Genomic DNA, 25,850 nt, shown 5'->3' on the forward strand with positions numbered 1-25,850 from the left:
CGACGGAATGTTCCGTTGACCGTCAGGCGAACGAATAAAAGACCCGGAACGGCACCTGGCGCTCGGCCCAGTATTCGGACGCCTCGCGGAACACGTCGAGCAGCGTCTCGCGGCCGTCCTTGTCGAACTTCTGCGCGATCGGCAGTCCTTCGAGCACGATCACGAAGCCCGGCTGCTCGCCGGCCTTCTGCACCAGATCGGTCAGGCAGTCGTACAAACCATCGTAGTTCTTGCCGAAATGCTTCGGAAACAGAAACGATGTGGCGATGGTTTCGAGCACTTCCTGCTTGGTTTGCGCATTTGCGCAGAACGCGTAGAGGAAATGCTGGTTCAGCCGCTGCGCTTCGTCGGCGAGATCCTGCACGCGAAACGCCCGAATCGACTGGACGATGTTCGGCCGCACGGTCGCAAACAGGTCCATGGCCTCCTCGTTCAATGAAAGCGCCGCCTCTTTGTCGCGCGACTCGCTGTCTTCCTTCAACTGCATGACGCGCTGGAACAGGTTGCCCTCCCCGGACGCGAACAGATCGCTCGCGACCCGCGGGTCGTGTGCGTAAACGTTATCGCTCATACCGCTCATCCCGGTGTCAATCAATAATTCGCCTGAAACTGGCGTAGTGGTCGTCGGAGTAGTAACAGTTGTCGGTCCGCTTGCGCGAGCCGCCGCAAACAATGCGCTGGGCGCCGCGGTTATGCGCGCCCGGCGTCGGAACGGTGTATTCGTGATAGTAGCCCCGCCGGTGCGGTGGCAATATCCGCTCAAAATTACCGAATACGACGCCGTCCTTCTCGTACGGGAACGGGCCGCCCGCCGCAATCAGGCTCAACGTATTCACCGCCTCGCGCGGCAGTTCGTTGACCGAAATGCTGCCGACGGAAGCGCCCGTGTCGTCCGTCTGGCTGGTGCGAGCCTGAACGCCGGTCGGCGCCAGCGCCGCCACGGCCATAAGCGCCGCCGCCATCACCCGCCGCAAGCCCGGCAGTCCGGAAAACCCGGACGATCTGGACAATCCGCCGCCGAAACAATGAGTTAGACGAGGCGCCATCACCTGGTTCCCGCTTCCCGGGTTACGCGTTCGACGACCATGGAGGGTAGGCACCCTTCCTCTCGGAAGAGCGCCCCCCTAAGAACCGTACGTGCGACTTTCACCGCATACGGCTCAAGCCTACATTCATTCCAATCAAAGCCCCATCACATCACTGTAATGGAACCGGCTTAGTTACCGCAACATTCCCAGCGTGTACCTGCTGGTGACAGTGAGGGTGTAACAGCACCCGGTTAGACAAAGCATCTGTACCACCATGCACCCGATACTCTAGGTGATGATCGTGCCAGCCTGTATCGTCCGTTAGAGCAGAGCCACAATGCGCGCATAACCCGCTTTGCGACATGTACAACTTGGCCCATTGCTTCCGGTAACGCATCGAGTCCCACATGCGTTCCTGCCGCAACTGCTCGCCGTACTGCTCCCACATCGGATCAAAGGGATCAAACCCTCCTTTAATCTTCTTGTGCCGGTGGATTTCCGTACCGCTAAGCTGGTACAGCTCCGACAACCCTTTCCTACCGTCTTCGTGAACCACGGGTGCAGAGAACACCCAATCGCGCCCACCGACGGTGTGGAAGTACGTCTTCCGCAGCCAGTCGGAGTTCTTGTTTGGATGCCTGCGCTTCGACCATCGCCAGAGCTTCCGGAAAATCAGGTGCTCTAAACGCGTGTACGCCTGCTTGGCTACCACGGGACTGTGATACTGCGCCCAGCCTCGTAGCATCGGGTTCAGCAAGCGGATCAGTTCCTCCTGCTTCACCGTCTTGTTACCGCTGATCGTTTCCGCCACCTTGCGATAGAACGTCTTCACGTTCTTCCTGCTCGGTTTGATGAGTAGTTTTCCCAAGTACTTCCGGAAATTCCACCCAAGGAAATCGAAGCCTTCGTCAATGTGTACGACCCTAGTTTTCTCCTCGGATAACCGAAGTCCTCGCTGAGCCAGGAACACTTCCACCCAAGGGCGGATTTCGCTTTCCAACAGCTCTTTCGAGTCGCCGGTGATTACGAAATCGTCCGCGTATCGCACCACATTCACTTTCAGCTTCTTAGCCCTCACGATCCCGAACTTCGCACCGAGGTGCGAAATCAGTTCACGCTCTAAGCCGTTCAGCGTCACGTTAGCCAGTGTCGGGGAAATAATGCCTCCCTGCGGCGTACCGGCCTCAGTCGCCTGTAACTGACCCTTGTAAATCAGGCCAGCTTTCAGCCACTTCCGGAGAATGCCCCTGTCCATTGGAACATGAGACAGCAGCCAGTCGTGGTTGATCCAGTCGAAGCATCCCTTGATATCCGCTTCCAGTACCCATTGGGCCGAAACCCGTTTGGATATGGTGACGAAGATCTGGGACATGGCGTCTGCCGTCGAACGATTCCTCCTGAACCCGTAAGAGTTTGGGTCGCTCGTCGATTCTGCCACTGGCTCCAAGCCCAGCAGATACAGGGCTTGCATCGCCCTGTCCCGCATGGTCGGAATGCCCAGAGGGCGCTCCTTCCCATTGGACTTGGGGATAAAGACTCTCCGTAAAGGCCGAGGCTTGTACCCGCGCCGCTTCAACCTGCCGACAGCTTCCCATCGGCTCTCAGGCGAATCCCACAGTTCGCGATCGACTCCAGCCGTTCGCGCACCCTGGTTTTGCGTAACACGTCGTACCGCATAAAGCTTCGCGGACAACGTGCGGGTCAGCATCCGTTGCAGGGCCTTCACCCTGCGCCAGTCGCCTTCCCGCGTCGCCTTCGCAATTCGAATCTGCATCCCTCTCACGTTCCGCTCAACTCGTCGCCAATCTACGGCGTACCAGTTGTTGTCCGGCGCGTGTGAAAGCGCAGACCCATCCTTTCGGACAGATACTCTCATGCTGCTCTCCCGCTTGAAGAAGTGACTTCCCGCGCGAAGAGCATCACGTCCCCTTGCGGGAGCGTTTTGCTCCCGCATCGGGGGTAAGAACAACACTGACGACCGCAAGGCCGCCAGCAATCACTATTTCCGCTAGAGGGTAGTCAGCCGTCTTGCGACGGTAGACCAGACGGAAGTCTGCCCGCTTTCGCGTGGGGTAATGTCTCAACCCCTATGCATCCCATTACAGGACACCTTTCGCTTTTTCCGTCCTCCCATACCCGCACGGCCAACAGCGTTCCTTGCGGTCCGCCTGCCTGCAATGATCCGCAGGCAACCATACGGGCTTACCACGTTCCCGGCATGTCACACGATTGACTTAGGTTCTACCTATTCCCCGGCGGTCTAGTGACGACGTAACCCGTGCTTTCAGCGAGTTATCCGACCGCGTACCGTTTGGCTTGTGCCTGTCAGCAGCTTAGGCACGGTCCTTATCACGAGGTTTATCAGTAGTTCACTAAAGTTAACCATATCAATCAGCCTAGCCCCTCAACCCCCTTGCTGCTGGGAGTCTCCGGTAGATCGTTTCACAACAGCCTACCGCCCGTGCTTCCGGGGGACGCATTGTCGAAGAAGCTTCAGACCCCACCGTTACCAGTGACGCATGTTCTTCTAGGCTACTGCTGGTCGTACAACAGGTTCTCTGCACTCACATCTACTTCCAGTGAGGCCGAACAATGACACACCGAGCTTTCGCTCGTATCCGCTAGCGAATCCCCTACCCTCAAGATAGAGGAAAATTGCAAACGACACCCCGCCTTGTCGGCGGAGGTGAAGCCGCTGACTGGGCGGGACCTAATGGTAATCAGGTCAATGCAACAAGGATTCCCGGCTGACTGCTCCGGTCTCCAATTTCACTTAAAGGTGCACCTTTATGGGATGCATCTGTTACTTCAAGTGCGACCAACAAGGTGGTCGCCCGCGGAGGGCATGGTGAGTTTCCTCAATAACCCTCTGTAAAGGTGATGCTTTTTCAGTCGATGCTCCGTGACGTGGAGCAGGCGGACACGAGCGTGCGTGTCGCACGAAAGGTGTAAGGGTATCGCTAATGATGCCTGGAAGCAACGTTAGCCGGGCGACGACGACTAGAGCTTGACGACGCACAAGCACGGGATAGGTAAATTTTACAATCTCGTTTTGCGCTTCGAGGCCCGATTTCTCCGCACAAAAAAAGCGGCGCGCTCGTCCGGAGCGCGCCGCTTTTTTGTGCAAACCGCCGGGCTCGCCGGCGTGAGCCGGCTTAACGCGATGCGTTCACGTCGGCAACGAGCAGCGCCGTCATGTTGACAATGCGGCGCACGGTGGCCGAAGCCGTCAGCACGTGCACCGGCTTGGCCGCGCCCAGCAGGATCGGCCCGATGGCGATGTTGTTGCCCGCCGCCGTCTTGAGCAGGTTGTACGAAATGTTCGCCGCGTCGATGTTCGGCATGATGAGCAGGTTCGCTTCGCCTTCGAGCGTCGACTCCGGCAGGATTTCGCGGCGCAGGGTGGCGTCGAGCGCCACGTCGCCGTGCATTTCGCCGTCCACATGCAGGTCCGGCGCACGTTCCTTGAGGAGTTCGAGCAGATCGCGCATCTTCTGCGCGGAAGGCGCGTTGCTCGAACCGAAGTTCGAGTGCGAGCACAACGCGACCTTCGGCTCGATGCCGAAGCGGCGCACTTCCTCGGCAGCCATGATGGTGATTTCGGCGAGCTGCTCGGGCGTCGGATCGACGTTCACGTGCGTGTCGACGATGAAGATCTGGCGGTTCGGCAGCACGAGCGCGTTCATCGCCGCGTACACGTTGCAGCCCGCCTTCTTGCCGATCACCTGGTCGATGAAGTGCAGATGGCGGTGCGTCGTGCTGACCGTGCCGCAGATCATGCCGTCGGCTTCGCCCCGCTGCACGAGCATCGAGCCGATCAGCGTCGTGCGGCGGCGCATTTCGAGCTTCGCCATTTGCTGCGTGATGCCCTTGCGCGCCATGAGCTTGGCGTAGCTTTGCCAGAAGTCGCGATAGCGCTCGTCGTGGTCGGTGTTGACGACCGTGTAATCCTGGCCCGCGACAAGACGCAGACCGTAACGCGCGATGCGCTGCTCGATCACAGCCGGGCGGCCGATCAGGATAGGCTTGGCGAGCTTTTCGTCGATCACGATCTGCACGGCGCGCAGGATGCGCTCTTCTTCGCCCTCGGCGAACACGATGCGCTTCTTCTCCGGCTCCACGGCGCGCGCGAGCTGGAAGATCGGCTTCATCGTCGTGCCGCTGTGGTAGACGAACTGCTGGAGATGCTGCTCGTAAGCGTCCATGTCCTCGATCGGACGCGTCGCGACGCCCGAGTCCATGGCCGCCTTCGCCACGGCCGGCGCGATCTTCACGATCAGACGCGGATCGAAGGGCTTCGGAATCAGATATTCAGGCCCGAATTGCAGATCCTGGATGCCATAGGCCGTGGCCACCACGTCGCTCTGCTCCTGGCGCGCCAGTTCCGCAATCGCGTTCACGGCGGCGATTTCCATCTCGCGCGTGATGGTGGTCGCGCCCACGTCGAGCGCGCCGCGGAAGATGAACGGGAAGCACAGGACGTTGTTCACCTGGTTCGGGTAGTCCGTGCGGCCCGTGGCGAGCACGGCGTCCGGACGCACTTCGAGCGCCAGCTCCGGCAGGATTTCCGGCGTGGGGTTCGCGAGCGCGAGAATCAGCGGCTTCGCGGCCATCTGCTTGACCATGTCCTGCTTGAGCACGCCGCCGGCGGAAAGGCCGAGGAAAATGTCGGCGCCTTCGATCACTTCGGCAAGCGTGCGCGCGTTGGTCTCACGCGCGAAACGCTCCTTGTCCGGATCCATCAGCTCGGTGCGGCCCTTGTAGACCACGCCCGCGAGGTCGGTCACGATGATGTTTTCGAGCGGCAGGCCGAGATCGACGAGCAGGTCCAGACACGCCAGCGCCGCTGCGCCCGCGCCCGAGGCGACGAGCTTCACGTCCTTGATGTCCTTGCCCACGACCTTCAGGCCGTTCGAGAAGGCGGCCGCGACCACGATGGCCGTGCCGTGCTGGTCGTCGTGGAAGACCGGAATCTTCATGCGCTTGCGCGCTTCCCGTTCGACGATGAAGCACTCGGGCGCCTTGATGTCTTCGAGGTTGATGCCGCCGAAGGTCGGCTCGAGCGCGGCGATCACGTCGACGAGCTTGTGCGGGTCCGATTCGTTCAACTCGATGTCGAAGACGTCGATGCCCGCGAACTTCTTGAAGAGCACCGCCTTGCCTTCCATCACCGGCTTCGAAGCGAGCGGCCCGATGTTGCCGAGCCCGAGCACGGCCGTGCCGTTCGACACGACGCCCACCAGATTGCTGCGCGCCGTGAAGCGCGCGGCGTTGAGCGGATTCTCGACGATCGCCTCGCAGGCGAACGCCACGCCCGGCGAGTACGCGAGCGAGAGATCGCGCTGGTTGATCATCTGCTTGGTCGGCGCAATCGCGATCTTCCCAGGCGTGGGGAACTCGTGATAATCGAGTGCGGCTTCGCGAAGCTTGTTCGTGGCGGGATTCGACATAAGAGGCAGGACGTTAGTGCGGATTAGAATGACAACTCGAACGCTAAGTTGACCGATTGTAGCGCCAATCCCTGACAGCATTCCTTACAGTTAAGGCGCAAGTGCCGCGACTCCGATGCGGGAAACGACGCGCCGGCCACGCCTCACGTAATAGACCTTTCGTCATGCTTTCCGAGTTCTCTCTCATCGACCGATATTTCGCACGCCGCGCGCGCGAGCACACACAACGCGCGACGCTTGGCATAGGCGACGACTGCGCGCTCATCGCGCCCGCCCCCGGCGAAATGCTGGCCGTTTCGACCGACATGCTGGTGGAAGGCCGCCACTTCTTCCCGGATATCGATCCGCACGCGCTCGGCCACAAGGCGCTCGCGGTCAACCTGTCGGACCTCGCCGCGATGGGCGCACAGCCGCTCGGCTTCACGCTCGCGTTCGCGCTGCCCAAGCCCGGCGAGGACTGGCTCGCCGCGTTCAGCGCCGGGCTTTTCGAGCTGGCCGACCGCTTCGACTGCGAGCTGATTGGCGGCGACACCACGGCGGGACCGCTCAATCTTTGCCTTACGGTTTTCGGTTCGGTGCGTCAGGATGTCGCACTCCGGCGCGACGCCGCGCAGGCCGGCGACGACATCTGGGTGTCCGGCACGCCCGGCGACGCGCGCGCGGGCCTCGGCATGATGCGCGGCGAATGGCAGATGGGTGCGCTGGTGGATGAGAAGGACGCCGCGCATTTTCGCCGCGCGCTCGAATATCCCGAACCGCGCGTGGCGCTCGGGCTCGCGCTGCGCGGCGTGGCGCGCGCGGCGCTCGATGTCTCCGACGGACTGGCCGGCGACCTGCGCCATATCCTGGAGCGATCGAATCTCGCGGCGACCGTCGATGTGGACGCGCTGCCGCTCTCGCCCGCGCTCGCGCGTCTGCCGCGCGACGTGCAGCTGCAATGCGCGCTCGCGGGCGGCGACGATTACGAGCTGTGCTTCACCGCCGCCCCGGCGCAACGCGAGGCCGTCGAGGCGGCGGCGCAACAGGCCGGCGTGCGCGTCACGCGCATCGGTACAATGAGTTCGCCCGCATCGACTCACGACGCCCCCGAGATTCGCTGGCGCGACGCCGCGGGCGCGCCGCTCAACCTGACGTTGCAAGGCTTCGATCACTTCCATGCAGACTGACCCCACGCCCTCGCCCGCCGACGAATACGCGACGGGGGGCCAGCCGGCTCCCGCAAAAGGCCCGGCGTCCGGCGCACCGAAACCCGGTCCGCGCCGCGCCGACGCGGCGTTCATGCTCACGCATCCGTTGCACATCGTCTCGCTCGGCTTCGGCTCCGGCCTTTCGCGCCTCGCGCCCGGCACGGCCGGCACGCTGTTCGCATGGGCCGCGTTCGAAGTGCTCAACCGCTACCTCACCGTGACCGAGTGGGGCTTGCTGATCATCGTGGGCTTTTTCGCGGGCATCGCCATCACGGGCTTCACCGCGAAGAAGCTCAGCGTGGAAGATCCCTCGGCCATCGTCTGGGACGAAATCGTCGCGTTCTGGCTCGTGCTGCTGATGATCACGCCCGTCGACTTCACGGGACGCCTGTGGGCCTTCGTGGTGTTCCGCTTTTTCGACACGGTGAAACCGCCGCCCATCCGCTATTTCGACCGGCATTTCAAGGGCGGCCTCGGCATCATGCTCGACGACATCGTCGCCGCCTTTTTCACGCTGCTCGTCATCGCGCTCTGGCGCATGTCGGTCTGAAGCGACTTCGCCACCCTTTCCACGGATTGCCGCAATGTCTACCGACTCCGTCGTTCACCAACTCGCCATCCGCGTCGGCAACAAGCTGCGCGACGGGCGTCTCATGCTCGCGACCGCCGAGTCCTGCACCGGCGGCATGGTCGCCACCGCCATCACCGACATCTCGGGTAGCAGCGGCTGGTTCGAGCGCGGCTTCGTCACCTATTCGAACCAGGCGAAGTCCGAGATGATCGGCGTGCCGTCCGAACTGATCGAAAAGCACGGCGCGGTGAGCGAGCCGGTTGCGCGCGCCATGGCCGAAGGCGCGCTCAGCAACAGCCGGGCACAAGTTTCGCTCGCCATCACCGGCGTCGCCGGGCCTGGCGGCGGCACGCCGGAAAAACCCGTCGGCATGGTGTCGTTCGGCTGGAGCAACCGGCTGCATACGAGCGTCGAGACGCTGGTGTTCAAGGGCGACCGCGAACAGATTCGCGTGCAAGCCGCCGCGCACGCGCTGCGCGGGCTGCTCGCGCTCATCGACGAACAGGAACGCTGACGCGTCCGGCGGCCTTCCCGCCGGACGCCGTCACCCAACGGTCATAAACGGCTATCACGGGCTACAGGAGGCCGCCATCATGGCAACCGCGAACCACGCAGTCGAAGAACTGATCCGCCGCTTCGGGCTCGAACCGCACCCCGAAGGCGGCTACTACAGCGAAACCTATCGCGCCGACAAGCTCGTGCGCCGTGACGGCGCAAACGACGCAGACGGCACGCGCGCGGCCTCGACGGCCATCTACTTCCTGCTTGCGGAAGGCGCGTATTCGGCGTGGCACCGCATCCGCTCCGACGAGCTCTGGCACTTCTACGCGGGCTCCCCCATCGAAATCCATTCGATCGACGAGCGCGGCGTGCTCTCCACGCGCAAGCTCGGCCATGCGCTCGACCATCCGGGCACGGTATTCCAGGCCGTGGTGCCGGCGGGCCACTGGTTCGCGGCCCGCTGCTGCGACCCGTCCACCTATGCGCTCGTGGGCTGCACCGTGGCGCCGGGGTTCGAATTCAGCGAGTTCGAAATCGCCGATGTGACCGCGCTGGCCGAAAAATATCCACTGCATCGCTCGATCATCGAATTGTTCGGCAAGCCGGCTTCGGCAGGAAGAAGCAACTGACTGGACGCCTCCGGCAACAGCCGGGCGAGGCGCCATTGGGACGTCAGCGATTCGCGGCCTTGGCAGCCGTTTCGCACAGCGCCTCAAAATCCTTGCTGACATTGAATTCGCGCATTTCGCGAAGCGACGCACAGGCAAGCTGAGCGAATCGGCGTGACGCTTCCAGGGTTAGCGCGGCGGTCGAGCCCGGAACCGCCTGCATGCCCATCATGCCGCGAAAGAAGCGCTCAGCGTGAATGGATGGGTGATAGTGCATGCGCACTCGCTTGCGGTCATGCAAACGCGGATTGCCGAATATCATGAGCAGTGCCAACGAAAACGCACCATCCTCACCGCCCAGGCGACGAAATACTTCGTCGGCAGGAAATCCTCCTAGCGCGGCGTAAGCCGAGCGTCGGATGACAAGGCTGCTGGGCACCGTATTGCTCAACGTATCCGCCACTTTCCGGAAATCCGGATGCGCGACGATATCAGCCGGAAAGCCGCAATATTCAACGTCCAGCCGGATGGAGGGCTCACGTGGGTGCCTCGCCAGATACTCGACGGCGTCACGCAGCGCGCCCGGCAAGTATTCGTCGTCGGCGTCGAGGAAAGCCAGCAGTGGATGCGCGGCATTCAGCGCCCCCCAGTTGCGCGCACGCGCGGCTCCGCCGTTCTGCGGCATGCGCAACAACTCGATTCGTGAATATTGGCGCGCGTATGCGGCGCAAACGGTCGCTGACGCGTCCTGCGAGCCATCGTCCACGACGAGAATTTGCGTCGCTTCGGGCTGCGCCAGGCAGCTATCCAGCGCGCGTGCGAGCGTGTGCCCGGCGTTGAAGCAGGGAACAATTACGGAAATTGACATAACGAAAGTCTGCAAGAGAGAAGCGCCGGTTCAAGTGCGTTCCAAACGTCGTCCGCGCGAATAACAAATATCCATCCTTCCCCTGCCGGCAGTCAATCAGCCAGCCGCGAACCCCATGAACTGCGACGCGCTCAAGCCGAGCGCTTCCACCCAAAGGCGCGAGTCGCACAAAAAAAGCGTGCCCGAAGGCACGCTCAAACGCCCCACCACGCCAGGCGGTCTGCCAGCCGCCGCCTGGTCCACGCACCCTACTGCGTGTTCTTCTGCTTGCCGCCTATTTGGCGGTGATCTCCACGCGACGGTTCGGCGCGAGGCAAGCAATGACTTCGGAGGTCGCCCGGCTGCCCGGACACATCTTCACCGGGTTCGCGGAACCCAGTCCCTTCACGTCGACCCGCTCGGCCGCCAGGCCGCGCTGCTTCAGCCCCTGCGCGACAGCCCGTGCGCGCCGCAGCGAGAGATCGAGGTTGTGCGCGTCAGGGCCGAACCGGTCGGTGTAGCCGGTGATCGTCAATGCCTGCACCTTGCGGCTCGCGCCATTGAGCTGCTGCGCGACCAGGTCGAGCTGGCGTCCGCCTTGCGCAGTCAACACCGCGCTATCGAAGCCGAATACCGCATCGGCGGACAGCGCGAGCGGCGCTTGCCCTGGCGGCGGCGGCAACGGGGCGGTCGGCGGCGCACAGCGCGCGAGTTCGGCGTCGACCTGCTGCGCCAGTTTCTGTGCGTTCTCGATCGCGTCCCAGCCGTGTATCCAGCGCGTGCCGACCGTCTCTTCCTGTTCCTTCCAGGCCTCATCGGTCAACGCCGACAGGCGTCCCGCGTCCTCGCCGCGACACGGCGATACCGATGCGCGCTGATTCACGGCATCGAGTTCGAGCAGCGCCTTCTGCCATGCGTCGCGCGTCGGCATGTACTTCGCGTGATAAATCGGATCGAACGGCACGCTGCCGTCCACGAAATGCCGTGCGTTGTTGTACGCCTTGGTGCCCGCGTCGTTGTACACGTTCGAGGCCAGCGCCACATGGCTGTCCTGACGCACCGCCACGTCGAGCCAGCCTTCGGCCAAACCGCGCTGGTAGGGATCGGCCACGCGCTGCGTCGCCGAGCGCATCGCCTGGACCTGATCTCGAGGTGCCGGAGACGAGCATGCGCTCGCCAGCGCGGCAACGAGTGCCGCACACAGGAATGTTTTTTTCATAAGTTTCTCCATGCCCGCCGCGGTTTCCCGCGGCGGGTCAGCGACGGTCTATCAGAACCCGAAGGTTGCGCCGACCGACGCGCCGGTGGCACTGCCGCTCGCCGTGGAGCGGGCGACGTGAGCGTTGAGCAGCAGACGGGTCCCGACGTAGTAGTTGGCGCCGAGCGCGAGCGCGCCCTGACCGCCATACGTACCGGCCGCAACCGACATCTGGAAGTTGCCTTCCGCGCGCGCATTCGGGATCAGCGAAGAGGCCGCCATGGCCGCCGCACCGACACCGTTCATCTGGTCGCGCACCTTGCCGATCTGCTGGTCGGTGTACGACTTCGACTGCTGCACGCCCTGCTGAACCATGGTGTTCACGTTATCCGTGACCTGGCCCACCGCATCGTTGAGCTGATTGACGTTGACCGCGTCGGTCCCCGCCGTGCCAGCCGCGACGTTGGTCACCTGGCGCTCGTTGCCCGCCGAGCCCATCGACACCGTGTTGGCACGATCGGCCACCGAACCCGCGCCCAGCGCCACCGAATTGGCCGCACTAGCCGTGGCGTTCGCGCCCAGCGCCGTCGCCTGGTCGCCGCTCGCCAGCGAGCTCGCGCCCACCGCCGTCGCCTGCGTGCCCGTTGCCGCGGCATTGGCACCCGCAGCCGTGGCATGCGTGCCGCTTGCGCTCGCCGCTTCCGTGTCGCGGTTGCCATCGGCCGCGAACATCGGATTCGTGGCGTTTTCCGCGATATTGGTCACGGTCGCGATCGCCGAATTCATCTGGCCGAGGTTCACGGCGTCGCTGTCGACCTGACCGTCTGCGACGTTGTGGATCGCCACCGCACTGGTCGCCCCGCTGCCGCCCAGCGTGACGCTGGTGTGGCTCGACGAGTCGTAGCTCACGGTGTCCGCCAGTTGACCTTGCATCTGCGTGACGCTGCCCGAGAGGTTCGTGATCGCATCGCCAACGTTGTTGAACGTCGAGCCGCCCACCCGCCGCCACGTTCGTCAGCTTCACCGTCGAGCTTGCATCCGTACCGCCCAGCGTCACTGAGGAGTGCGCCGACGAGTCGTACATCACTGCATCAGCAAGCTGACCGTTGATGCTCGTGATCTGGCCGTTGATGTCCGTGATGCTCTGGTTCGTCGCGTACAGCTGCGAACCATTCACCGCGTCCGTGCTCGACGCGCTCACGTCGCCCGCCGCCACGTTCGTCAGCTTCACCGCCATGCTTGCGCCCGAGCCGCCCAGCGTCACCGTGTCGTGCGCCGACGAGTCATACATCACCGCATCGGCAAGCTGACCGTTGATGCTCGTGATCTGGCCGTTGATGTCTGTGATCTGGCCGCCAATGCTCGTTACATCGCCAGCGATATTCGACACGTTCGTGTTCGTCGCATACAGCTGCGAACCGTTCACCGCATCCGTGCTCGACGCGCTCACGTCGCCCGCTGCCACATTCGTCAGCGTCACCGTCGAGCTTGCGCCCGTGCCACCCAGCGTCACAGAGGCATGCGCCGACGAGTCATACATCACCGCATCGGCAAGCTGGCCGTTGATCGACGTGATCTGGCCGTTGATGTTCGTCACATCGCCGGCAATGTTCGAGACATTCGTGTTCGTCGCGTACAGCTGCGAGCCGTTCACCGCGTCCGTGCTCGACGCGCTCACATCGCCTGCCGCCACGTTCGTCAGCTTCACGGCCGAGCTGGCATCCGAACCGCCCAGCGTCACTGTGCCGTGCGCCGACGAGTCGTATATCACCGCATCAGCAAGCTGGCCGTTGATGCTCGTGATCTGGCCGTTGATATCCGTGATGCCCTGGTTCGTTGCGTACAGCTGCGAGCCGTTCACCGCGTCCGTGCTCGATGCGCTCAGGACGCCCGCTGCCACGTTCGTCAGCTTCACGGCCGAACTTGCGCCCGTACCGCCCAGCGTCACCGAAGAATGCGCCGACGAGTCATACATCACCGCATCAGCAAGCTGACCGTTGATGGTCGTGATCTGCCCGCCAGGTTCGAGACGCTTTCGTTCGTCGCATACAACTGCGCACCATTGACCGCATCCGTGCTCGATGCGTTCAGGTCGCCCGCCGCCACGTTCGTCAGCTTCACCGCTGCGCTCGCGCCCGAACCACCCAGCGTCACCGTGCTGTGCGCCGACGAGTCGTACATCACCGCATCGGCAAGCTGGCCATTGATCGTCGTGATCTGGCTGTTCATGCTCGTGACCTGACCGCCAAGGTTGGTCACATCGCCAGCGATATTCGAAATGTTCGTATTCGTCGCGTACAGCTGCGAGCCGTTCACCGCGTCCGTGCTCGACGCGCTCAGGTCGCCTGCCGCCACGTTCGTCAGCTTCAACGCTGCGCTCGCAGCCGTGCCGCCCAACGTCACCGACGCATGCGCCGACGAGTCGTACAGCACCGCATCGGCAAGCTGGCCGTTGATCGTCGTGAGCTGGCTGTTGATGCTCGTCACGCTACCGGCAACGTTCGAGACGTTCGCATTCGTCGCGTACAGTTGCGAGCCGTTCACCGCGTCCGTGCTCGACGCGCTCACGCCGCCCGCCGCCACGTTCGTGAGCTTCACGGCCGTGCTTGCGCCCGTGCCGCCCAGCGTCACCGAGGCATGTGCCGACGAGTCATACATCACCGCATCGGCAAGCTGGCCGCTGATGCTCGTGATATCGCCCGACAGGTTCGACACGCTCTGGTTCGTCGCGTACAGTTGCGCGCCATTGACCGCATCCGTGCTCGACGCGCTCAGGTCGCCCGCCGCCACGTTCGTCAGCTTCACCGCCGCGCTCGCGCCCGTGCCGCCCAGCGTCACCGAGCTATGCGCCGACGAGTCGTACATCACCGCATTGGCAAGCTGACCGTTGATCGTCGTGACCTGGCCGTTGAGGTTCGTCACATCGCCGGCAAGGTTCGTCACATCGCCGGCGAGATTCGAGACGCTCGCATTCGTCGCGTTAAGCTGCGAGCCATTGATCGCATCGGTGCTCGACGTGCTCACGTCGCCCGCCGCAACGTTCGTCAGCTTCACCGCCGCGCTTGCGCCCGTGCCGCCCAGCGTCACGGAGGAATGCGCCGACGAGTCGTACATCACCGCATTGGCAAGCTGACCGCTGATCGTCGTGACCTGACCATTGAGGTTCGTCACGTCGCCTGCGAGGTTCGACACGTCCGCATTCGTCGCGTACAGCTGCGAGCCATTGATCGCGTCCGTGCTCGACGTGCTCACGTCGCCCGCCGCCACGTTCGCCAGCTTCACGGCCGCGCTCGCGCCCGTGCCGCCCAGCGTCACCTTGTTGTGCGCCGACGAGTCGTACAGCACCACATCGGCAAGCTGGCCGTTGATCGTCGTGATCTGGCTGTTGATGCTCGTGAGCTGGCCGCCGATGTTCGTCACATCGCCGGAAATATTCGAGATGTTCGTATTCGTCGCATAGAGCTGCGAACCGTTAACCGCGTCCGTGCTCGACGCGCTGACGTCGGCCGCCGCCACGTTCGTCAGCTTCACCGCCGCGCTCGCGCCCGTGCCGCCCAGCGTCACCTTGTTGTGCGCCGACGAGTCGTACAGCACGACATTAGGCAATTGCGCCTGGATGGTCGTCACCGAGCCTTGCAGGTTCGAGATATTCGTCGAATTCTGCGTGACCTGCGAATCCGTTGCGAACAACTGGGATCCGTTCACCGCGTCGGTGCTCGACGCGTTCACGTTTCCTGCCGCCACATTCGTGATCTGGCGCTCCGCGTTGGCCGCGCCCACGCTCACCACGCCCGTGGGCGATGCGCCTGCAACCGTATAGGACTTGCCGCTGATCGTGACGCTTGCCGTCGGGGTCGCCGCGGCGGAAACCGTTGCGCCATTACCGAGCGCGACCGAGTTGTTCACGGTCGAAGCCACGTAAGCACCGTTGCCGATGGCGATCGCGTTCGTACCGGCCGCAGTCGCCACCGGTCCGATTGCCGTGCTGTTCGTGCCCTTGGCCGACGAATCGCCCAGCGTGGAGTTCGTGTGGAAATACTCGATACCGCCGCCATTGGCGATATTGTTCAGCGCGCTGCCTACGTCAGTGAACGTAGCGCCGTTCTGGACATACTGAGGACTGGAAATCGAGCCGTTGCTGTTCACTGTGGAACCGGCGCCGAACGCATTCGCTTCCGAATTGGCCAATGCATAGAGCTGCGAGCCGTTCACGACATCCGTGCTCGTGGCGCTCAGGATACCGTTCGCCACATTGATGATCTGGTTCTGCGTGGTGGCAGTGCCCACCGACACCGCGTTCGCCCTGTCCGCCGTCGCACCGGCGCCCAGCGCGACGGAGTTGGTGGCCGAGGCAACGCCGGCATAGCCAATGGCCAGCGAGTTGGTTCCCCCCGCGGTGGCGGCCGTACCGAACACTTCCGCACCGTTTGCGTTTGTGACGCTTTGCGCCCCCAAGACGACCGAATAGTCGTGCAGCGCGTTGGCGCCATAGCCCAGGGCCAATGCCTGTGCGCCATTACTGACGGCCTTGGTGCCGACCGCCACGCCGGCCGGCTGCGCAACCGACATCGACCCGGGAACACCACCCGCAATGACACTGCTGCTGTAGCCGACTGCGATCGAACCATTCGCCCCCGCAGTCGCATTACCACCGATCGCCGTCGACTCCAAAGTCGTAAACGACGTGTTGGCAACCGACCCTTGGCCATAGGCAACAGCATAGCCGTTGAGCATGCCATTGTTGGGGTCGAGATAGCCGCCATCAAGCGTGCCCGCAAAGCCAACTGCGGAGTAACCGGCGAGAACAACACCGGCCGCCAGGACCACGGTGCTGGCTTGCGCCTTCTTTCCACGCGCTCTGGTGTTTTCGTCCGCCGCGACCCAAGTTCCCGTGGACTCGTTCCAGACAGAGCGATAGGTCTTGTTCACTTTCAATCCTTCGAAATATAAATATTCAACCGGCCTGAGCGCAGCATCAGCGCGCCGATCAACCAGAATTTCCGCCGCACCCGCCCGTTTTCACTGACAGGAGATTTACCAATTTATTTTGCAATCCTATCTTTTCAACCAGGATTTCTTATGTAGTCGCCTTTACCAACTGGCGCCATGGCGGGCGCTTACCCGTTCAAACCGCGATGTTTCATAAACAGTGTTACGGAAACCTGCCCGGAAAAATATCGGATAAATGCGAGAGTGATCGCCAACCGCTGTTCATCCGGTTCTCGTACGCGTTCAAAAAGAATGAGCGGCGGACCAGGTCGAGTCAGGTCATCGGCATACCGATCATCAGGACGCGCCGCAAACCTTCGACGCGGCGAATCGCAGCTACCGCCTAACTCTCATGAACTGCGGATCGCGGCGGGTCGCACGGAGCCCCTTTGTGAGCACGCGCTTCGACGCAGGGGAAGCCGACTGTAGCTGGCAGGTAAGAATAGAATGACGTCGGCGTTTCTTACATAAGCCGATTCTTATTTTTCAAATGAATATCTAAGATTTCCTAACAATCATCCAGGCCAGACATCGATCTTTCTTAAATTCATTTGACGATCGACTTAAATCGCGGCGCCCGCGATGGACCATGCCGCGCCAATCATCTTGTGGCTGGAGAATGCGACCGCAGGATGCGGGAAGCGGCGCGTCGCGCGCCAATTCAGAATCAGAAGAGCAAGCGGTGAGACACGCGGTGACAAGCGAGGCGCCAGCGTAGGCGTCACCGGCCGGGCAGGCGACCGGTGCTTCAGCGTTCAGCGGCGCGTCGACTGTGACGAGATGACTCGCCAACGGCCATCGTGCCGGACAAACACGTCGGTAAACGTGAAGTCCATGTACTGCGTCGATTGCGGAGGTTGATAGCGATTGATGCCCTGCACGACGGCCGTATCGCCATTCAGACTCACCTGCATGTCGCGCAGCGTCTGCGTAGCGCCGGCTGGCGGCGGCGGAGCGTTCATGACGTCAGCCTTGGTCCGTCGAACGCCACTGGGCGTCGTCTCGATGTAGGAGTCGTCGAGCAGTTGATCGAGCACCGTCCGGTCATGCGTAGGCGCGGCATCCACCCAGCTTTGCTCGAGCTGTAGCAATGCCGCCTGATCGGCCTGCGGCGTGGCGTGTGCGACGCTGGCTCCTGCGAGCAGGAGCGCGGCGCACAGCTTCATAAGCGTGCGTTTCATCATCGTCAAAGTCCTGAAAACCATTTCGAGCGGGGGCGTGAGCCTATCAAACGGATCGCAGCGCAACACGTCGCGCCGCGCGTAAATCGTCTGAGTCAGCCCACTCCATTGATGCTAATCACTAAAACCGCTCGATCGAATAGGACTTCTTCGAAACACACTCAACGGTACGCGTTGATCTTGTCGCGCGTGGCCATCGCGGCCGTTGCAGCCGCCTGCGCGTAATCCTCGCCCTTGCTCGCGTAGATGATCGCGCGCGACGAGTTGATGAGCATGCCCGTGCCGTTGGCCGTGCGGCCGGCCTTCACGGTGGATTCCACATCGCCGCCCTGGGCGCCGATGCCGGGAATCAGCAGGGGCATGTCGCCCACGATCGCGCGAACCGTCTCGATTTCCTTCGGGAAGGTTGCGCCCACCACGAGGCCCAGTTCACCGCTCGCGTTCCACTTCTGCGCGGCGAGGCCCGCGACGATCTGATAGAGCGGCTTGCCATCCACCGTCAGGAATTGCAGGTCGGAGCCGCCGGGGTTCGAGGTGCGGCACAGCACGATCACCCCTTTGCCCTTGTGTTCGAGCCACGGCTCGATCGAATCGAAGCCCATATAGGGATTGACCGTCACCGCGTCGGCCTTGAAGCGCTCGAACGCTTCGCGTGCGTACTGCTCGGCCGTGCTGCCGATGTCGCCGCGCTTGGCGTCGAGGATCACGGGCAGGCCGGGATGCTTCTCGTGGACGTGCGCGATCAGCGCTTCGAGCTGGTCTTCGGCGCGATGCGCGGCGAAGTACGCGATTTGCGGTTTGAACGAGCACGCGTAGGGCGCCGTGGCGTCGACGATGTCGCGGCAGAACTCGAAGATCGCGTCGCTGCGGCCGTTGAGTGCGGCCGGGAATTTCGTCGGCTCGGGGTCGAGGCCCACGCACAGCAGCGAGCCGGTGCGCTGCCAGGCAGCGCCGAGGGTCTGGGTAAAGGAAGTCATGGTGTTTGCTCGCGGCGAGCCGGTGAAGGGAAAACGGCGCGTATTTTACCCGGCTTGGCGGGCGGCGCTCCGGGCGGCCGCCATCGGCGCGCTCTTGCAAGCCGAATGGCCGCCGCGCCGCCGGTTTGCCCGGCGGCGCGGCGCATTATCGTTAGACGAATCAGACGGCCGTGCTCCGGCGCGAGCGCCGCGCCGGGCAGGCCGTTCTCAGCCGCGCCCGCGCGTGCCCTTGCCGCCCCGACCGCCCGCCCGGCCCCGTGCGCCGGCGCGATGGGGGCTCGCCATCGCGCGCATGTCCATGCGCTCCACGGTGAAGGAAAAGCGCCGCACGAGCCGCTCGCCTTGGGCGAGCACAGTCATGCCGTTGGCGTCGGCGCCGCCGTGCAGGTTCACGGCGTTGATCGGATGGTCGACCGGCTCGAAGCAGAAGAAGTCCGCGCCGGGCGGCGTGTAGAGCACGTAATAGTCGGTGTTGGCGCAGATCGACAGCGAAAGCCGGCGGCGCTCCCACACTACGGCCGCGCGCCCGCTCCAGCCGCTGAAGGCGTGATTCACGAGCTGCTCAGGCAGCGGATAGGCGACGCCGAACTGCCAGGCGGGCGGCGCGGGCACGTGGCGCACCGGCAGCCAGTCGTCGCCGGAGAGCCAGAGGCCGCTTGCGGGCGCGGAAAGCTCGGTGCTCGCGTCGCGCGCGAGGAACGGATGCACGCCGAGACCGAACGGCAGTGCGTCGCGCCCCGTGTTTTCCACTTCCAGCGCGATGCCGAGCGTGGCGCCGTCGAGCGCATAGGTGAGCGTCGCGCGGTACGAATAGGGCTCGCCCGTGCTGCGGTCGAGCACGAGCGTCACGTTCTCGCGATCGGCGCTGGCGACGCTCCAGGGCGCGAGCCAGCCGTCACCGTGAATCGGCAGCGGCTCGCTTGCGCGATTGCGCGGGACTTCGACATCGCGGCCGCCAAAGTGAAAGCGCCCTTCGCCGATACGGTTCGAATACGGCAGCAGCGGGTAGCACGCCAGCTCGTTCGGGTCCATGCGCGCGCTCACGCGTTCGCAGCGGCGGAACACGGGTTCGAGCGCGCCTTCGCTGCGCCAGTCGAAGCGCGTGATCCCGCCGCCCAGTTGCGGCGCAACGTCGAGCCGCAGATACGCGTTGGCCAGCGTCACGCAGGCCACGTCGCTCGTGCCGGCCGCGCCGATGGCGACCGCCGAGGTGCTGGGCCCCGGCAGAACGGGATGGGTGGTGGCTTCCAGCCGTGCGCGGCGCGCGGCTGCGGGCGAGGCAGGCGAAGCCGTCGAGGTGGGGGAAGTGGGCATTGGCGATGAAGCGGCGGCGTTCGACGCCGCGGCCGACGCACGGGGACTCGCGGTGGAACGGTCGGGTTGACGCACAGCGGAATTCGCGACGCTCATAAGCTGCTCCTCGAGAGGCATGTTTGATTGCCGCCGCGAACGACGGCTCACCGGTGGCCTGCCGATGCCGTGCGCTCACTCTCGCAGGGTCCGGCGGCCGCTTCTTGTGCTTGCCCTTCACCTTCTGGTCTTGCAGGTACGGCCGACTGCGTGTTTCCGATCGACTGCATCTGTTGCCGAAGAACAACGACTATCCGTCTGTTTGCGGTGTGCGCGCGGGGTTGAGGCTTACAGCTTGCTTCGGTGCGGCGCGCGCGGGCCGCTGCCCGAATCGATGCGGGTGCGCTTGCGGGCAGTGCTTGATACAGCCCGCCTCAAGCACGCCGGCGCCCCTGAAACCGCGGTTCTTCAAGGCCCTGGCGGCCGATTCGAACCGAGAACACGCCGCCTGCGTGCGGCTCGCGCGCGAGTGTTTCCTCCTCCATCTCCTCGCGCGCGCTCGTGACATAAAGCGTGTCCAGAAGCGCACCGCCGAGCGTAACGCAGCTTGGCTGCGCTGTGGGAATCTTTACTCGCTCGGTTTCCACGCCATCCACACCGTAACGCACCACTCGCTCGCCGCCCCATTGCGCGTTCCAGAGGCCGCCTTCGGCATCGACGGTGGAGCCGTCTGGCACGCCGGAGGCGTCGCCGAGCTTCACGAACGTACGTTCGTTTGCAATCGTGCCGTCCGCGCCGTAATCGCAGGCGCGAATCTCGCGCGTGGGCGAATCGCAGTAATACATCGTCGCGCCGTCGGGGCTGAATGCAATGCTGTTCGAGATGGCGGGCGCGGGCAGCGGCAGCCGCTCGAGCGTGAGGTCATGGTTCAGACGATAGAAGCCACCGATCGCCTCCCGGGGCGTCGCCTCGTATTTGGTGCCGAACACGAAGCGGCCCTGGCGGTCGCAGCGCCCGTCGTTCAGGCGCGTGGGCACGCCGGGTTCGACTTCGACGATGGTCTCGATCGCGCCCGTTTCCAGATCGAAGAACGCAAGCTGTGAGGCAAGGCCCAGCAGCAGCGTGCGCTCGTCCTCGCACAGCGCGAAGCACGCGAGGCGCTCGGGCATGTCCCACGTGAGATGCTTGCCTTCGCGCACGTCGTAGCGTTGCAGGCGCTTGCCCGAGATGTCGACCCAGTACAGCCGCCCGCTGCGCGCGCACCAGGTCGCGCCTTCGCCCAGTTCGCATTTCGCGTGAACGAGCAGTTCGGCTACCGGGTCGTCCAGTGCGTCGCCGCCGGCGCCAGCGTTTGCGTTTTCGTTTGCGCTCATGCCCAGCCTCCATCCACCACGATGTCCTGCGCGGTGATCATCCGGCTGTCGTCGGCGGCGAGGAATAGCGCCATGCGCGCGAGGTCCGCGGGCAACAGTTCGGCGTCGATGCACTGGCCCCGCCTGATGCTCTCGCGGCCTTCGTCGGTGAGCCACAGGCGGCGTTGCTTGTCCGTCATCACCCAGCCGGGCACGAGCGAATTCACACGAATGCCGTACCGCCCGAGGTCCTTCGCGAGGCCGCGCGTGAGGCCCTGCACCGCCGACTTGCTCATCGTATAGACGGGCATCTCGGCCTGCTTGAGCATCCAGCTAATCGAACCCAGATTGACGATCGAGCCCGCGCGCGCCTCCTTCATGTCTTCCGCCACGGCCTGCGCCGCGAAGAGTTGATGGCGCAAGTTCACGGCGACGCCCGCATCGAACGATTCGGGCGTCACTTCCGCCAGCGTGTGCCGTTTGTCGTTCGCGGCGTTGTTCACGAGCACCTGGATCGGCCCGAGCGCCGCCTTCACGTCGGCGATGGCGGCGCGCAGGGCCGGGATATCGGCGAGATCGACATTGGCGAACAGCGGCTTGTGGCGCGAGTCGCCGAGTTCGTCGGCGAGCGCCTGTCCCGCGCTCGTGTCGATATCGAAGAACGCCACGCGGGCGCCCTGCGCCGCGAAGTGCTCGACGAACGACGCGCCGATGCCGGTCGCGCCGCCCGTGACGAGCACCACGCGGTCGGCCAGGCTCGGATAACGCGCGTAGTTTTCGTGCGCGTGGCGCGTGAGCGCATTAGCGGGTGAATTCACGGGTGAATTCGCGGGCGAATTTGCGTTGAGCGACATCGTTCTGGATTCCTTGTGTGACCGTCGGCAAATTCAATCGCGCGCGCCGCGGTTCTTCAACTGGTCGAGCAGCACCGCCGCGAGCAGGATCGCGCCGCGCACGAGGTACTGATAGAACGCGTCGATGTTCATCAGGTTCATGACGTTCTCGACCGTCCCCATGATCAGCACGCCGATCACCACGCCCGAGATCGTCGCGCGCCCGCCCAGCAGCGACACGCCGCCCAGCACGCACGCCGAGATCACGTTCAGCTCGAAGCCTTCGGCCGCGTTCGGCTGTCCCGAGGTGATGCGCGAGGCGAGAATCACGCCCGCGAGCGCCGTGACCGCGCCCTGGATCAGGAAGATCCAGACACGCGTGCGCTCGACCTTGATACCGGCGAGACGCGACGCCTCCGGATTGCCGCCGATCGCGAGCGTGTTGCGCCCGTACACGGTTTGATTGAGCATCACGCCAAACGCGATGAAGCACACGAGCGTGACCCAGATCGGCAGTTGCACGCCGAAGAACGATGCCGTGCCCATGGCGATGAACGTGTCCGACGACACACCCACGGCCTGGCCATGCGAGACGATGAAGCCGAGGCCCCGCACGATTTCCATCGTGGCGAGCGTGGTGATCAGCGCGTTGATGCGCAGGTACGCGATCACCGCGCCGTTCACGAAGCCGATCGCCGCGCCCGCCGCCACCGCCGCGACGATGGCGATGAACGTGTTGCCGGTCGCGTTGAGCACCATCGCGCAGAGCACGCCCGCGAACGCGACTGTCGAGCCCACGGAAAGGTCGAAGTCGCGCGAGGCGAGACAGAACATCATCGTGCAGGCCACCATGCCGATCTGCGAGACCGACAGCGCGAGGCCGAGCATGTTCTCGATCGAGAAGAAGTGATCGACGGTCAGCGACATCACGATGAACATGACCGCGAAAATCACGATCAGGCTGTACTCGGTGATTTGCTGCCACCACTTCTGCTTGTCGGTGGGGCTTGGAATCAGCGCGTCGGCAACGCTTTTCGCGGCGCTGTTGGCAGACTCGGCCGCCAGGTTTTCTCTTGCTTGCATTTCAGTCACTCCTCCCCATCCACTCATGCGGCTCTCGCCTGCGTGCGCTTGGGCAGCGCAAGGTCGAGCACCGCGTGTTCGCTCGCCGCGCTGCGCGGCAACTCGCCAGAAATGCGGCCTTCGCGCATCACCACGATGCGATCCGACACGCCGAGCACCTCCGGCAACTCCGACGACACCATCACGATCGCGCAGCCGCGCGCGGCGAGCTGGTAGATCACGTTGTAGATTTCATGCTTCGCGCCCACGTCGATACCGCGTGTGGGCTCGTCGAGAATCACGACCTTCAGGTCAGGCTCGGCCAGCCAGCGCGACAGAATCGCTTTTTGCTGGTTGCCGCCCGAAAGAAAGCGGATTTTTTGGCGGCGGCTCGGCGTCTTGATCTTCAGCAGCTTGATGAAACGGTCCGCTGTTTCGGCTTCCTTCTTGCGGTCGAGGAACATGCCCGCGCGCAGGAAATGCCGGCGGCAACTGATGTTGATGTTCTCCGAAACCGTTGCCATCGCAACGATACCCTGCTCCTTGCGGTCTTCGGGGCACAGCACGATGCCGTGGCGGATCGCGTCGCTCGCGCTTTTCACGCGAATGGTCTTGCCGTCCAGTTCGATCTCGCCCGCGCGCCGCTTGTGCGTGCCGTAGATGAGCTGCATGAGTTCGCTGCGCCCCGCGCCCACCAGGCCGAAAAAGCCGACGATCTCGCCCGCCTTCACCTCGAAGCTCGCCGCTTCGTTGAGCGGATGCCCTTCGATGCCGCGCACCGCGAAGCGCACGTTGCCCTGCTCGCGCGGCGTGTAGTTGTAGATGTCGCTGATCTCGCGGCCCACCATTTCGTGCACGAGCGTTTCACGCTTCACCTCTTCGAGCTTCTCGTGCGAGGCAACCTTGCGGCCGTCGCGGAAGATCGTGCAGGCGTTGCACAGCTCGTAGATCTCGTCCATGCGGTGCGAGATGTAGATGAGCGCGCGGTTATCGGCGCGCAGCTCGCGCACGAGCTTGAACAGCACTTCGGTCTCGCGGTGCGAGAGCGAGCTGGTCGGCTCGTCGAGCGCGATCACGCGCGCATTGCGCAAGAGCGCCTTGCAGATTTCCACCATCTGGCGCTGCGCAATGGAAAGCTTGCGCAGCTTCGCAGCCGGATCGAGATCCACGCCCATTGCGGTGAGGCGCTCGCGCACGAACTTGCGCGCCTCGCCGCGCTTCACCCAGCCGAGCGCATTGGGCAACGCGCCGAGCAGCAGGTTTTCCGCAACGGTGAGATCGGGCACGTACTGCAATTCCTGGTGGATCACCGCGATGCCCGCGCCGATCGAAGCCGCTGCATCGGAGAAATGCACCTCGTTGCCATCCATCAGGATGCGGCCGGAATCGGGCTGATACTCGCCGCCGAGTATCTTCAGCAGCGTGGACTTGCCCGCGCCGTTCTCGCCCATGAGGCCGTGCACTTCGCCCGCGTTCACGTCGAACGACACGCCGTCGAGCGCACGCACGCCTGGGAACACCTTGCCGATATTGTCAAAACGCAGTGTCGCTGACACTTCGGTTTCCTCTCATTCGATTCGCTGCGGGCGCTCGCACCACCCTTGGTCTTGCGAGCGCCACGCAGCGGGAAACACCTCAAACCCCTTCCACCCTGCGCTTACTTCGAAGCGAGACCCATCTGCTGACGCACGCTCTCCACGTTGTCACGCGTGGCCAGCATGCCCGTCGTCAGCGTGAGCAGCGGCGGTTCCTTGCCTTGCGTGATCCACGTGTACATCAGGTCCGAGGTTTCCTCGCCGTGACGCTTCGGGCTGATGATGACGGTGCCGTAGAAGCCCGTCGGCTGCGGCTTCTTGAACTCGTTGAGCGCCGAGTCCGAGCCGCCGATACCGATGCCGATCATGTTGTCGGCCTTGAAGCCGCGGCCTTCCGCTGCGCGCACGGCGCCGAGCACGCCTTCGTCGTTCAGCGCGTAGGCCACCCAGTGCTTGAACTGCGGGTTCTTCGTGAGCGCGATGTTGGCGGCGTTGAAGGCGTTTTCCGTGTCGGTCTTCGCCTGCGGCGCCTGGATGATGTTCGCCTTCGGGAAGCCTGCGGCGACCAGCGCATCGGTCGCGCCGCTCGTGCGGTCATGGGCCGTCGGCAGCTGTTCGTAGGTCACGTCGATCGCGCCCACGTCCTTCATGTCCCAGCCGCGCTTCTTGATTTCGGCGGCAATGCCGTCGCCCACCTGCTTGCCGATGTTGTACGCCGAGATGCCCATGTGCGGCACCGACTCGATCGGCTTGCCCGCGCCGTCCACGAGGCGGTCGTCCACGGTCATCATCTTGAGCTTGTCGGCCTTGGCCTTGGCGACGATGCCCGGCCCGAGCTTCACGTCAGGCGTGCAGATGATGAAGCCCTGCGCCTTTTGCGCGGCAAGGTTGTCGATCGCGCTCATCACCTTCTCGCCCGAAGGCGCGCCGATCTTCACGAGCGTGAAGCCCTTCTCCTTGGCCGCCATCTCCGCGAACTTCCATTCGTCCTGGAACCACGGCTCTTCGGGCTGCTTCACGAGAAAGCCGATCTTCACCTGGTCGGCGGCCTGCGTCACGGGCGCATGGCACAGCGCGGCCGTGGTGGTGGCGGCGGCCAGCAGCGTCAGAAAGATACGTCGTTGCATGTTGTCAGTCTCCTGTCTTCTTCAGTCACGGGAAGGGTGTCGGCCGCCTCTTCTTGTTCCCGCCGAGGCGCGCGGCCAGCGCTTCGGTGGATTCCTGCTTGTTCTTTTTTCCTT

Annotated in this window: 22 protein-coding genes and 2 pseudogenes; 5 read left to right on the forward strand and 19 right to left on the reverse strand. The window is 63.7% G+C overall.

The features are described from left to right. Positions 1-22: 22 nt before the first annotated feature. The 4 genes from C7401_RS13940 to C7401_RS13960 form a co-directional block, all read right to left on the reverse strand. Complete coding sequence (locus C7401_RS13940) at positions 23-580, reverse strand: barstar family protein (RefSeq protein ID WP_112171969.1); 558 nt, start codon at positions 578-580, stop codon at positions 23-25. A gap of 7 nt (positions 581-587) precedes the next feature. Beyond that, positions 588-947 (reverse strand): ribonuclease, encoded by a 360-nt coding sequence (locus C7401_RS13945; protein ID WP_224038570.1) that lies wholly within the window; start codon positions 945-947, stop codon positions 588-590. 250 nt (positions 948-1,197) lie between these two features. Then, positions 1,198-2,904: a group II intron reverse transcriptase/maturase gene (ltrA, locus tag C7401_RS13950; RefSeq protein WP_112171971.1), complete on the reverse strand. Its 1,707-nt coding sequence runs from the start codon at positions 2,902-2,904 to the stop codon at positions 1,198-1,200. Between the two features lie 1,279 nt (positions 2,905-4,183). Next, positions 4,184-6,478, reverse strand: coding sequence for an NADP-dependent malic enzyme (locus C7401_RS13960; RefSeq protein WP_112171973.1), 2,295 nt, complete (start codon positions 6,476-6,478; stop codon positions 4,184-4,186). Positions 6,479-6,642: 164 nt separating this feature from the next. On the opposite strand from C7401_RS13960, the gene thiL reads away from it, so the two are divergent. From thiL to C7401_RS13980, 4 genes are all read left to right on the forward strand, one after another. Beyond that, complete coding sequence (gene thiL, locus C7401_RS13965; RefSeq protein ID WP_112171974.1) at positions 6,643-7,644, forward strand: thiamine-phosphate kinase; 1,002 nt, start codon at positions 6,643-6,645, stop codon at positions 7,642-7,644. After that, on the forward strand, positions 7,634-8,215 hold the full coding sequence (locus tag C7401_RS13970) for a phosphatidylglycerophosphatase A family protein (RefSeq protein ID WP_112171975.1): 582 nt from the start codon (positions 7,634-7,636) through the stop codon (positions 8,213-8,215). The genes thiL and C7401_RS13970 overlap by 11 nt, the downstream gene beginning before the upstream one ends. Positions 8,216-8,249: 34 nt before the next feature. Beyond that, the gene (locus C7401_RS13975; RefSeq protein ID WP_112171976.1) at positions 8,250-8,750 is read left to right on the forward strand and encodes a CinA family protein; all 501 of its coding nucleotides are present in this window, start codon (positions 8,250-8,252) and stop codon (positions 8,748-8,750) included. Between the two features lie 79 nt (positions 8,751-8,829). Then, entirely contained in the window at positions 8,830-9,366 is a 537-nt protein-coding gene (locus tag C7401_RS13980) for a cupin domain-containing protein (RefSeq protein WP_112171977.1), read from the forward strand. 43 nt (positions 9,367-9,409) lie between these two features. Here C7401_RS13980 and C7401_RS13985 read toward each other — a convergent pair whose 3' ends face one another. The 4 genes from C7401_RS13985 to C7401_RS46315 all read right to left on the reverse strand — a co-directional run bounded on the left by C7401_RS13985 (position 9,410) and on the right by C7401_RS46315 (position 12,591). Then, positions 9,410-10,213, reverse strand: a complete 804-nt coding sequence (locus C7401_RS13985) for a glycosyltransferase family 2 protein (RefSeq protein ID WP_112171978.1) — start codon at positions 10,211-10,213, stop codon at positions 9,410-9,412. A gap of 274 nt (positions 10,214-10,487) precedes the next feature. Further along, the gene (locus C7401_RS13990; protein ID WP_181565582.1) at positions 10,488-11,411 is read right to left on the reverse strand and encodes an OmpA family protein; all 924 of its coding nucleotides are present in this window, start codon (positions 11,409-11,411) and stop codon (positions 10,488-10,490) included. Between the two features lie 51 nt (positions 11,412-11,462). Beyond that, positions 11,463-11,765, reverse strand: coding sequence for a YadA C-terminal domain-containing protein (locus C7401_RS46260; RefSeq protein WP_444980874.1), 303 nt, complete (start codon positions 11,763-11,765; stop codon positions 11,463-11,465). A 184-nt stretch (positions 11,766-11,949) separates the two neighbouring features. Beyond that, a complete protein-coding gene (locus tag C7401_RS46315) occupies positions 11,950-12,591 on the reverse strand; it encodes a hypothetical protein (RefSeq protein WP_507763437.1) in 642 nt (213 codons plus the stop codon). Here C7401_RS46315 and C7401_RS46320 point away from each other — a divergent pair. Then, positions 12,500-12,700, forward strand: coding sequence for a hypothetical protein (locus C7401_RS46320; RefSeq protein ID WP_258397057.1), 201 nt, complete (start codon positions 12,500-12,502; stop codon positions 12,698-12,700). The two genes, C7401_RS46315 and C7401_RS46320, sit on opposite strands and share 92 nt — an antisense overlap. Positions 12,701-12,792: 92 nt before the next feature. On the opposite strand, the pseudogene C7401_RS46325 reads toward C7401_RS46320, so the two are convergent. The 11 genes and pseudogenes from C7401_RS46325 to C7401_RS14055 form a co-directional block, all read right to left on the reverse strand. Beyond that, positions 12,793-13,161, reverse strand: a pseudogene (locus C7401_RS46325) (hypothetical protein); the annotation flags it as partial. 57 nt (positions 13,162-13,218) lie between these two features. Next, positions 13,219-13,296, reverse strand: a pseudogene (locus tag C7401_RS46270) (hypothetical protein); the annotation flags it as partial. Between the two features lie 68 nt (positions 13,297-13,364). Beyond that, complete coding sequence (locus tag C7401_RS14015; protein WP_146757925.1) at positions 13,365-16,319, reverse strand: beta strand repeat-containing protein; 2,955 nt, start codon at positions 16,317-16,319, stop codon at positions 13,365-13,367. Positions 16,320-17,134: 815 nt separating this feature from the next. Beyond that, a complete protein-coding gene (locus C7401_RS14020; protein ID WP_258397059.1) occupies positions 17,135-17,563 on the reverse strand; it encodes a nuclear transport factor 2 family protein in 429 nt (142 codons plus the stop codon). Positions 17,564-17,721: 158 nt separating this feature from the next. Continuing rightward, the gene (pyrF, locus tag C7401_RS14025) at positions 17,722-18,537 is read right to left on the reverse strand and encodes an orotidine-5'-phosphate decarboxylase (RefSeq protein ID WP_112171982.1); all 816 of its coding nucleotides are present in this window, start codon (positions 18,535-18,537) and stop codon (positions 17,722-17,724) included. A gap of 207 nt (positions 18,538-18,744) precedes the next feature. Then, a complete protein-coding gene (locus C7401_RS14030) occupies positions 18,745-19,851 on the reverse strand; it encodes an aldose 1-epimerase (RefSeq protein ID WP_112172124.1) in 1,107 nt (368 codons plus the stop codon). A gap of 410 nt (positions 19,852-20,261) precedes the next feature. Then, positions 20,262-21,200, reverse strand: coding sequence for an SMP-30/gluconolactonase/LRE family protein (locus tag C7401_RS14035; protein ID WP_112171983.1), 939 nt, complete (start codon positions 21,198-21,200; stop codon positions 20,262-20,264). Then, on the reverse strand, positions 21,197-21,997 hold the full coding sequence (locus C7401_RS14040; protein WP_181565584.1) for an SDR family NAD(P)-dependent oxidoreductase: 801 nt from the start codon (positions 21,995-21,997) through the stop codon (positions 21,197-21,199). The genes C7401_RS14035 and C7401_RS14040 overlap by 4 nt, the downstream gene beginning before the upstream one ends. A gap of 69 nt (positions 21,998-22,066) precedes the next feature. Next, complete coding sequence (araH, locus tag C7401_RS14045; RefSeq protein ID WP_112171985.1) at positions 22,067-23,095, reverse strand: L-arabinose ABC transporter permease AraH; 1,029 nt, start codon at positions 23,093-23,095, stop codon at positions 22,067-22,069. 23 nt (positions 23,096-23,118) lie between these two features. Further along, positions 23,119-24,630, reverse strand: coding sequence for an L-arabinose ABC transporter ATP-binding protein AraG (gene araG, locus C7401_RS14050; protein WP_112171986.1), 1,512 nt, complete (start codon positions 24,628-24,630; stop codon positions 23,119-23,121). Positions 24,631-24,731: 101 nt separating this feature from the next. Continuing rightward, positions 24,732-25,736, reverse strand: a complete 1,005-nt coding sequence (locus C7401_RS14055; protein ID WP_112171987.1) for an arabinose ABC transporter substrate-binding protein — start codon at positions 25,734-25,736, stop codon at positions 24,732-24,734. Positions 25,737-25,850: the final 114 nt, after the last annotated feature.

Source organism: Paraburkholderia unamae, from assembly GCF_003268775.1.
In the GTDB taxonomy this organism is placed as follows: Bacteria; Pseudomonadota; Gammaproteobacteria; order Burkholderiales; family Burkholderiaceae; genus Paraburkholderia; species Paraburkholderia unamae.

Coding starts and splice junctions, on each gene's coding strand:
- C7401_RS13940 (WP_112171969.1), bottom strand. CDS start 580: ATGAGCGGTATGAGCGATAACGTTTACGCACACGACCCGCGGGTCGCG.
- C7401_RS13945 (WP_224038570.1), bottom strand. CDS start 947: ATGGCCGTGGCGGCGCTGGCGCCGACCGGCGTTCAGGCTCGCACCAGC.
- ltrA (WP_112171971.1), bottom strand. CDS start 2,904: ATGAGAGTATCTGTCCGAAAGGATGGGTCTGCGCTTTCACACGCGCCG.
- C7401_RS13960 (WP_112171973.1), bottom strand. CDS start 6,478: ATGTCGAATCCCGCCACGAACAAGCTTCGCGAAGCCGCACTCGATTAT.
- thiL (WP_112171974.1), top strand. CDS start 6,643: ATGCTTTCCGAGTTCTCTCTCATCGACCGATATTTCGCACGCCGCGCG.
- C7401_RS13970 (WP_112171975.1), top strand. CDS start 7,634: ATGCAGACTGACCCCACGCCCTCGCCCGCCGACGAATACGCGACGGGG.
- C7401_RS13975 (WP_112171976.1), top strand. CDS start 8,250: ATGTCTACCGACTCCGTCGTTCACCAACTCGCCATCCGCGTCGGCAAC.
- C7401_RS13980 (WP_112171977.1), top strand. CDS start 8,830: ATGGCAACCGCGAACCACGCAGTCGAAGAACTGATCCGCCGCTTCGGG.
- C7401_RS13985 (WP_112171978.1), bottom strand. CDS start 10,213: ATGTCAATTTCCGTAATTGTTCCCTGCTTCAACGCCGGGCACACGCTC.
- C7401_RS13990 (WP_181565582.1), bottom strand. CDS start 11,411: ATGAAAAAAACATTCCTGTGTGCGGCACTCGTTGCCGCGCTGGCGAGC.
- C7401_RS46260 (WP_444980874.1), bottom strand. CDS start 11,765: ATGGTTCAGCAGGGCGTGCAGCAGTCGAAGTCGTACACCGACCAGCAG.
- C7401_RS46320 (WP_258397057.1), top strand. CDS start 12,500: ATGCTCGTGATCTGGCCGTTGATGTCCGTGATGCTCTGGTTCGTCGCG.
- C7401_RS14020 (WP_258397059.1), bottom strand. CDS start 17,563: ATGATGAAACGCACGCTTATGAAGCTGTGCGCCGCGCTCCTGCTCGCA.
- pyrF (WP_112171982.1), bottom strand. CDS start 18,537: ATGACTTCCTTTACCCAGACCCTCGGCGCTGCCTGGCAGCGCACCGGC.
- C7401_RS14030 (WP_112172124.1), bottom strand. CDS start 19,851: ATGCCCACTTCCCCCACCTCGACGGCTTCGCCTGCCTCGCCCGCAGCC.
- C7401_RS14035 (WP_112171983.1), bottom strand. CDS start 21,200: ATGAGCGCAAACGAAAACGCAAACGCTGGCGCCGGCGGCGACGCACTG.
- araH (WP_112171985.1), bottom strand. CDS start 23,095: ATGCAAGCAAGAGAAAACCTGGCGGCCGAGTCTGCCAACAGCGCCGCG.
- C7401_RS14055 (WP_112171987.1), bottom strand. CDS start 25,736: ATGCAACGACGTATCTTTCTGACGCTGCTGGCCGCCGCCACCACCACG.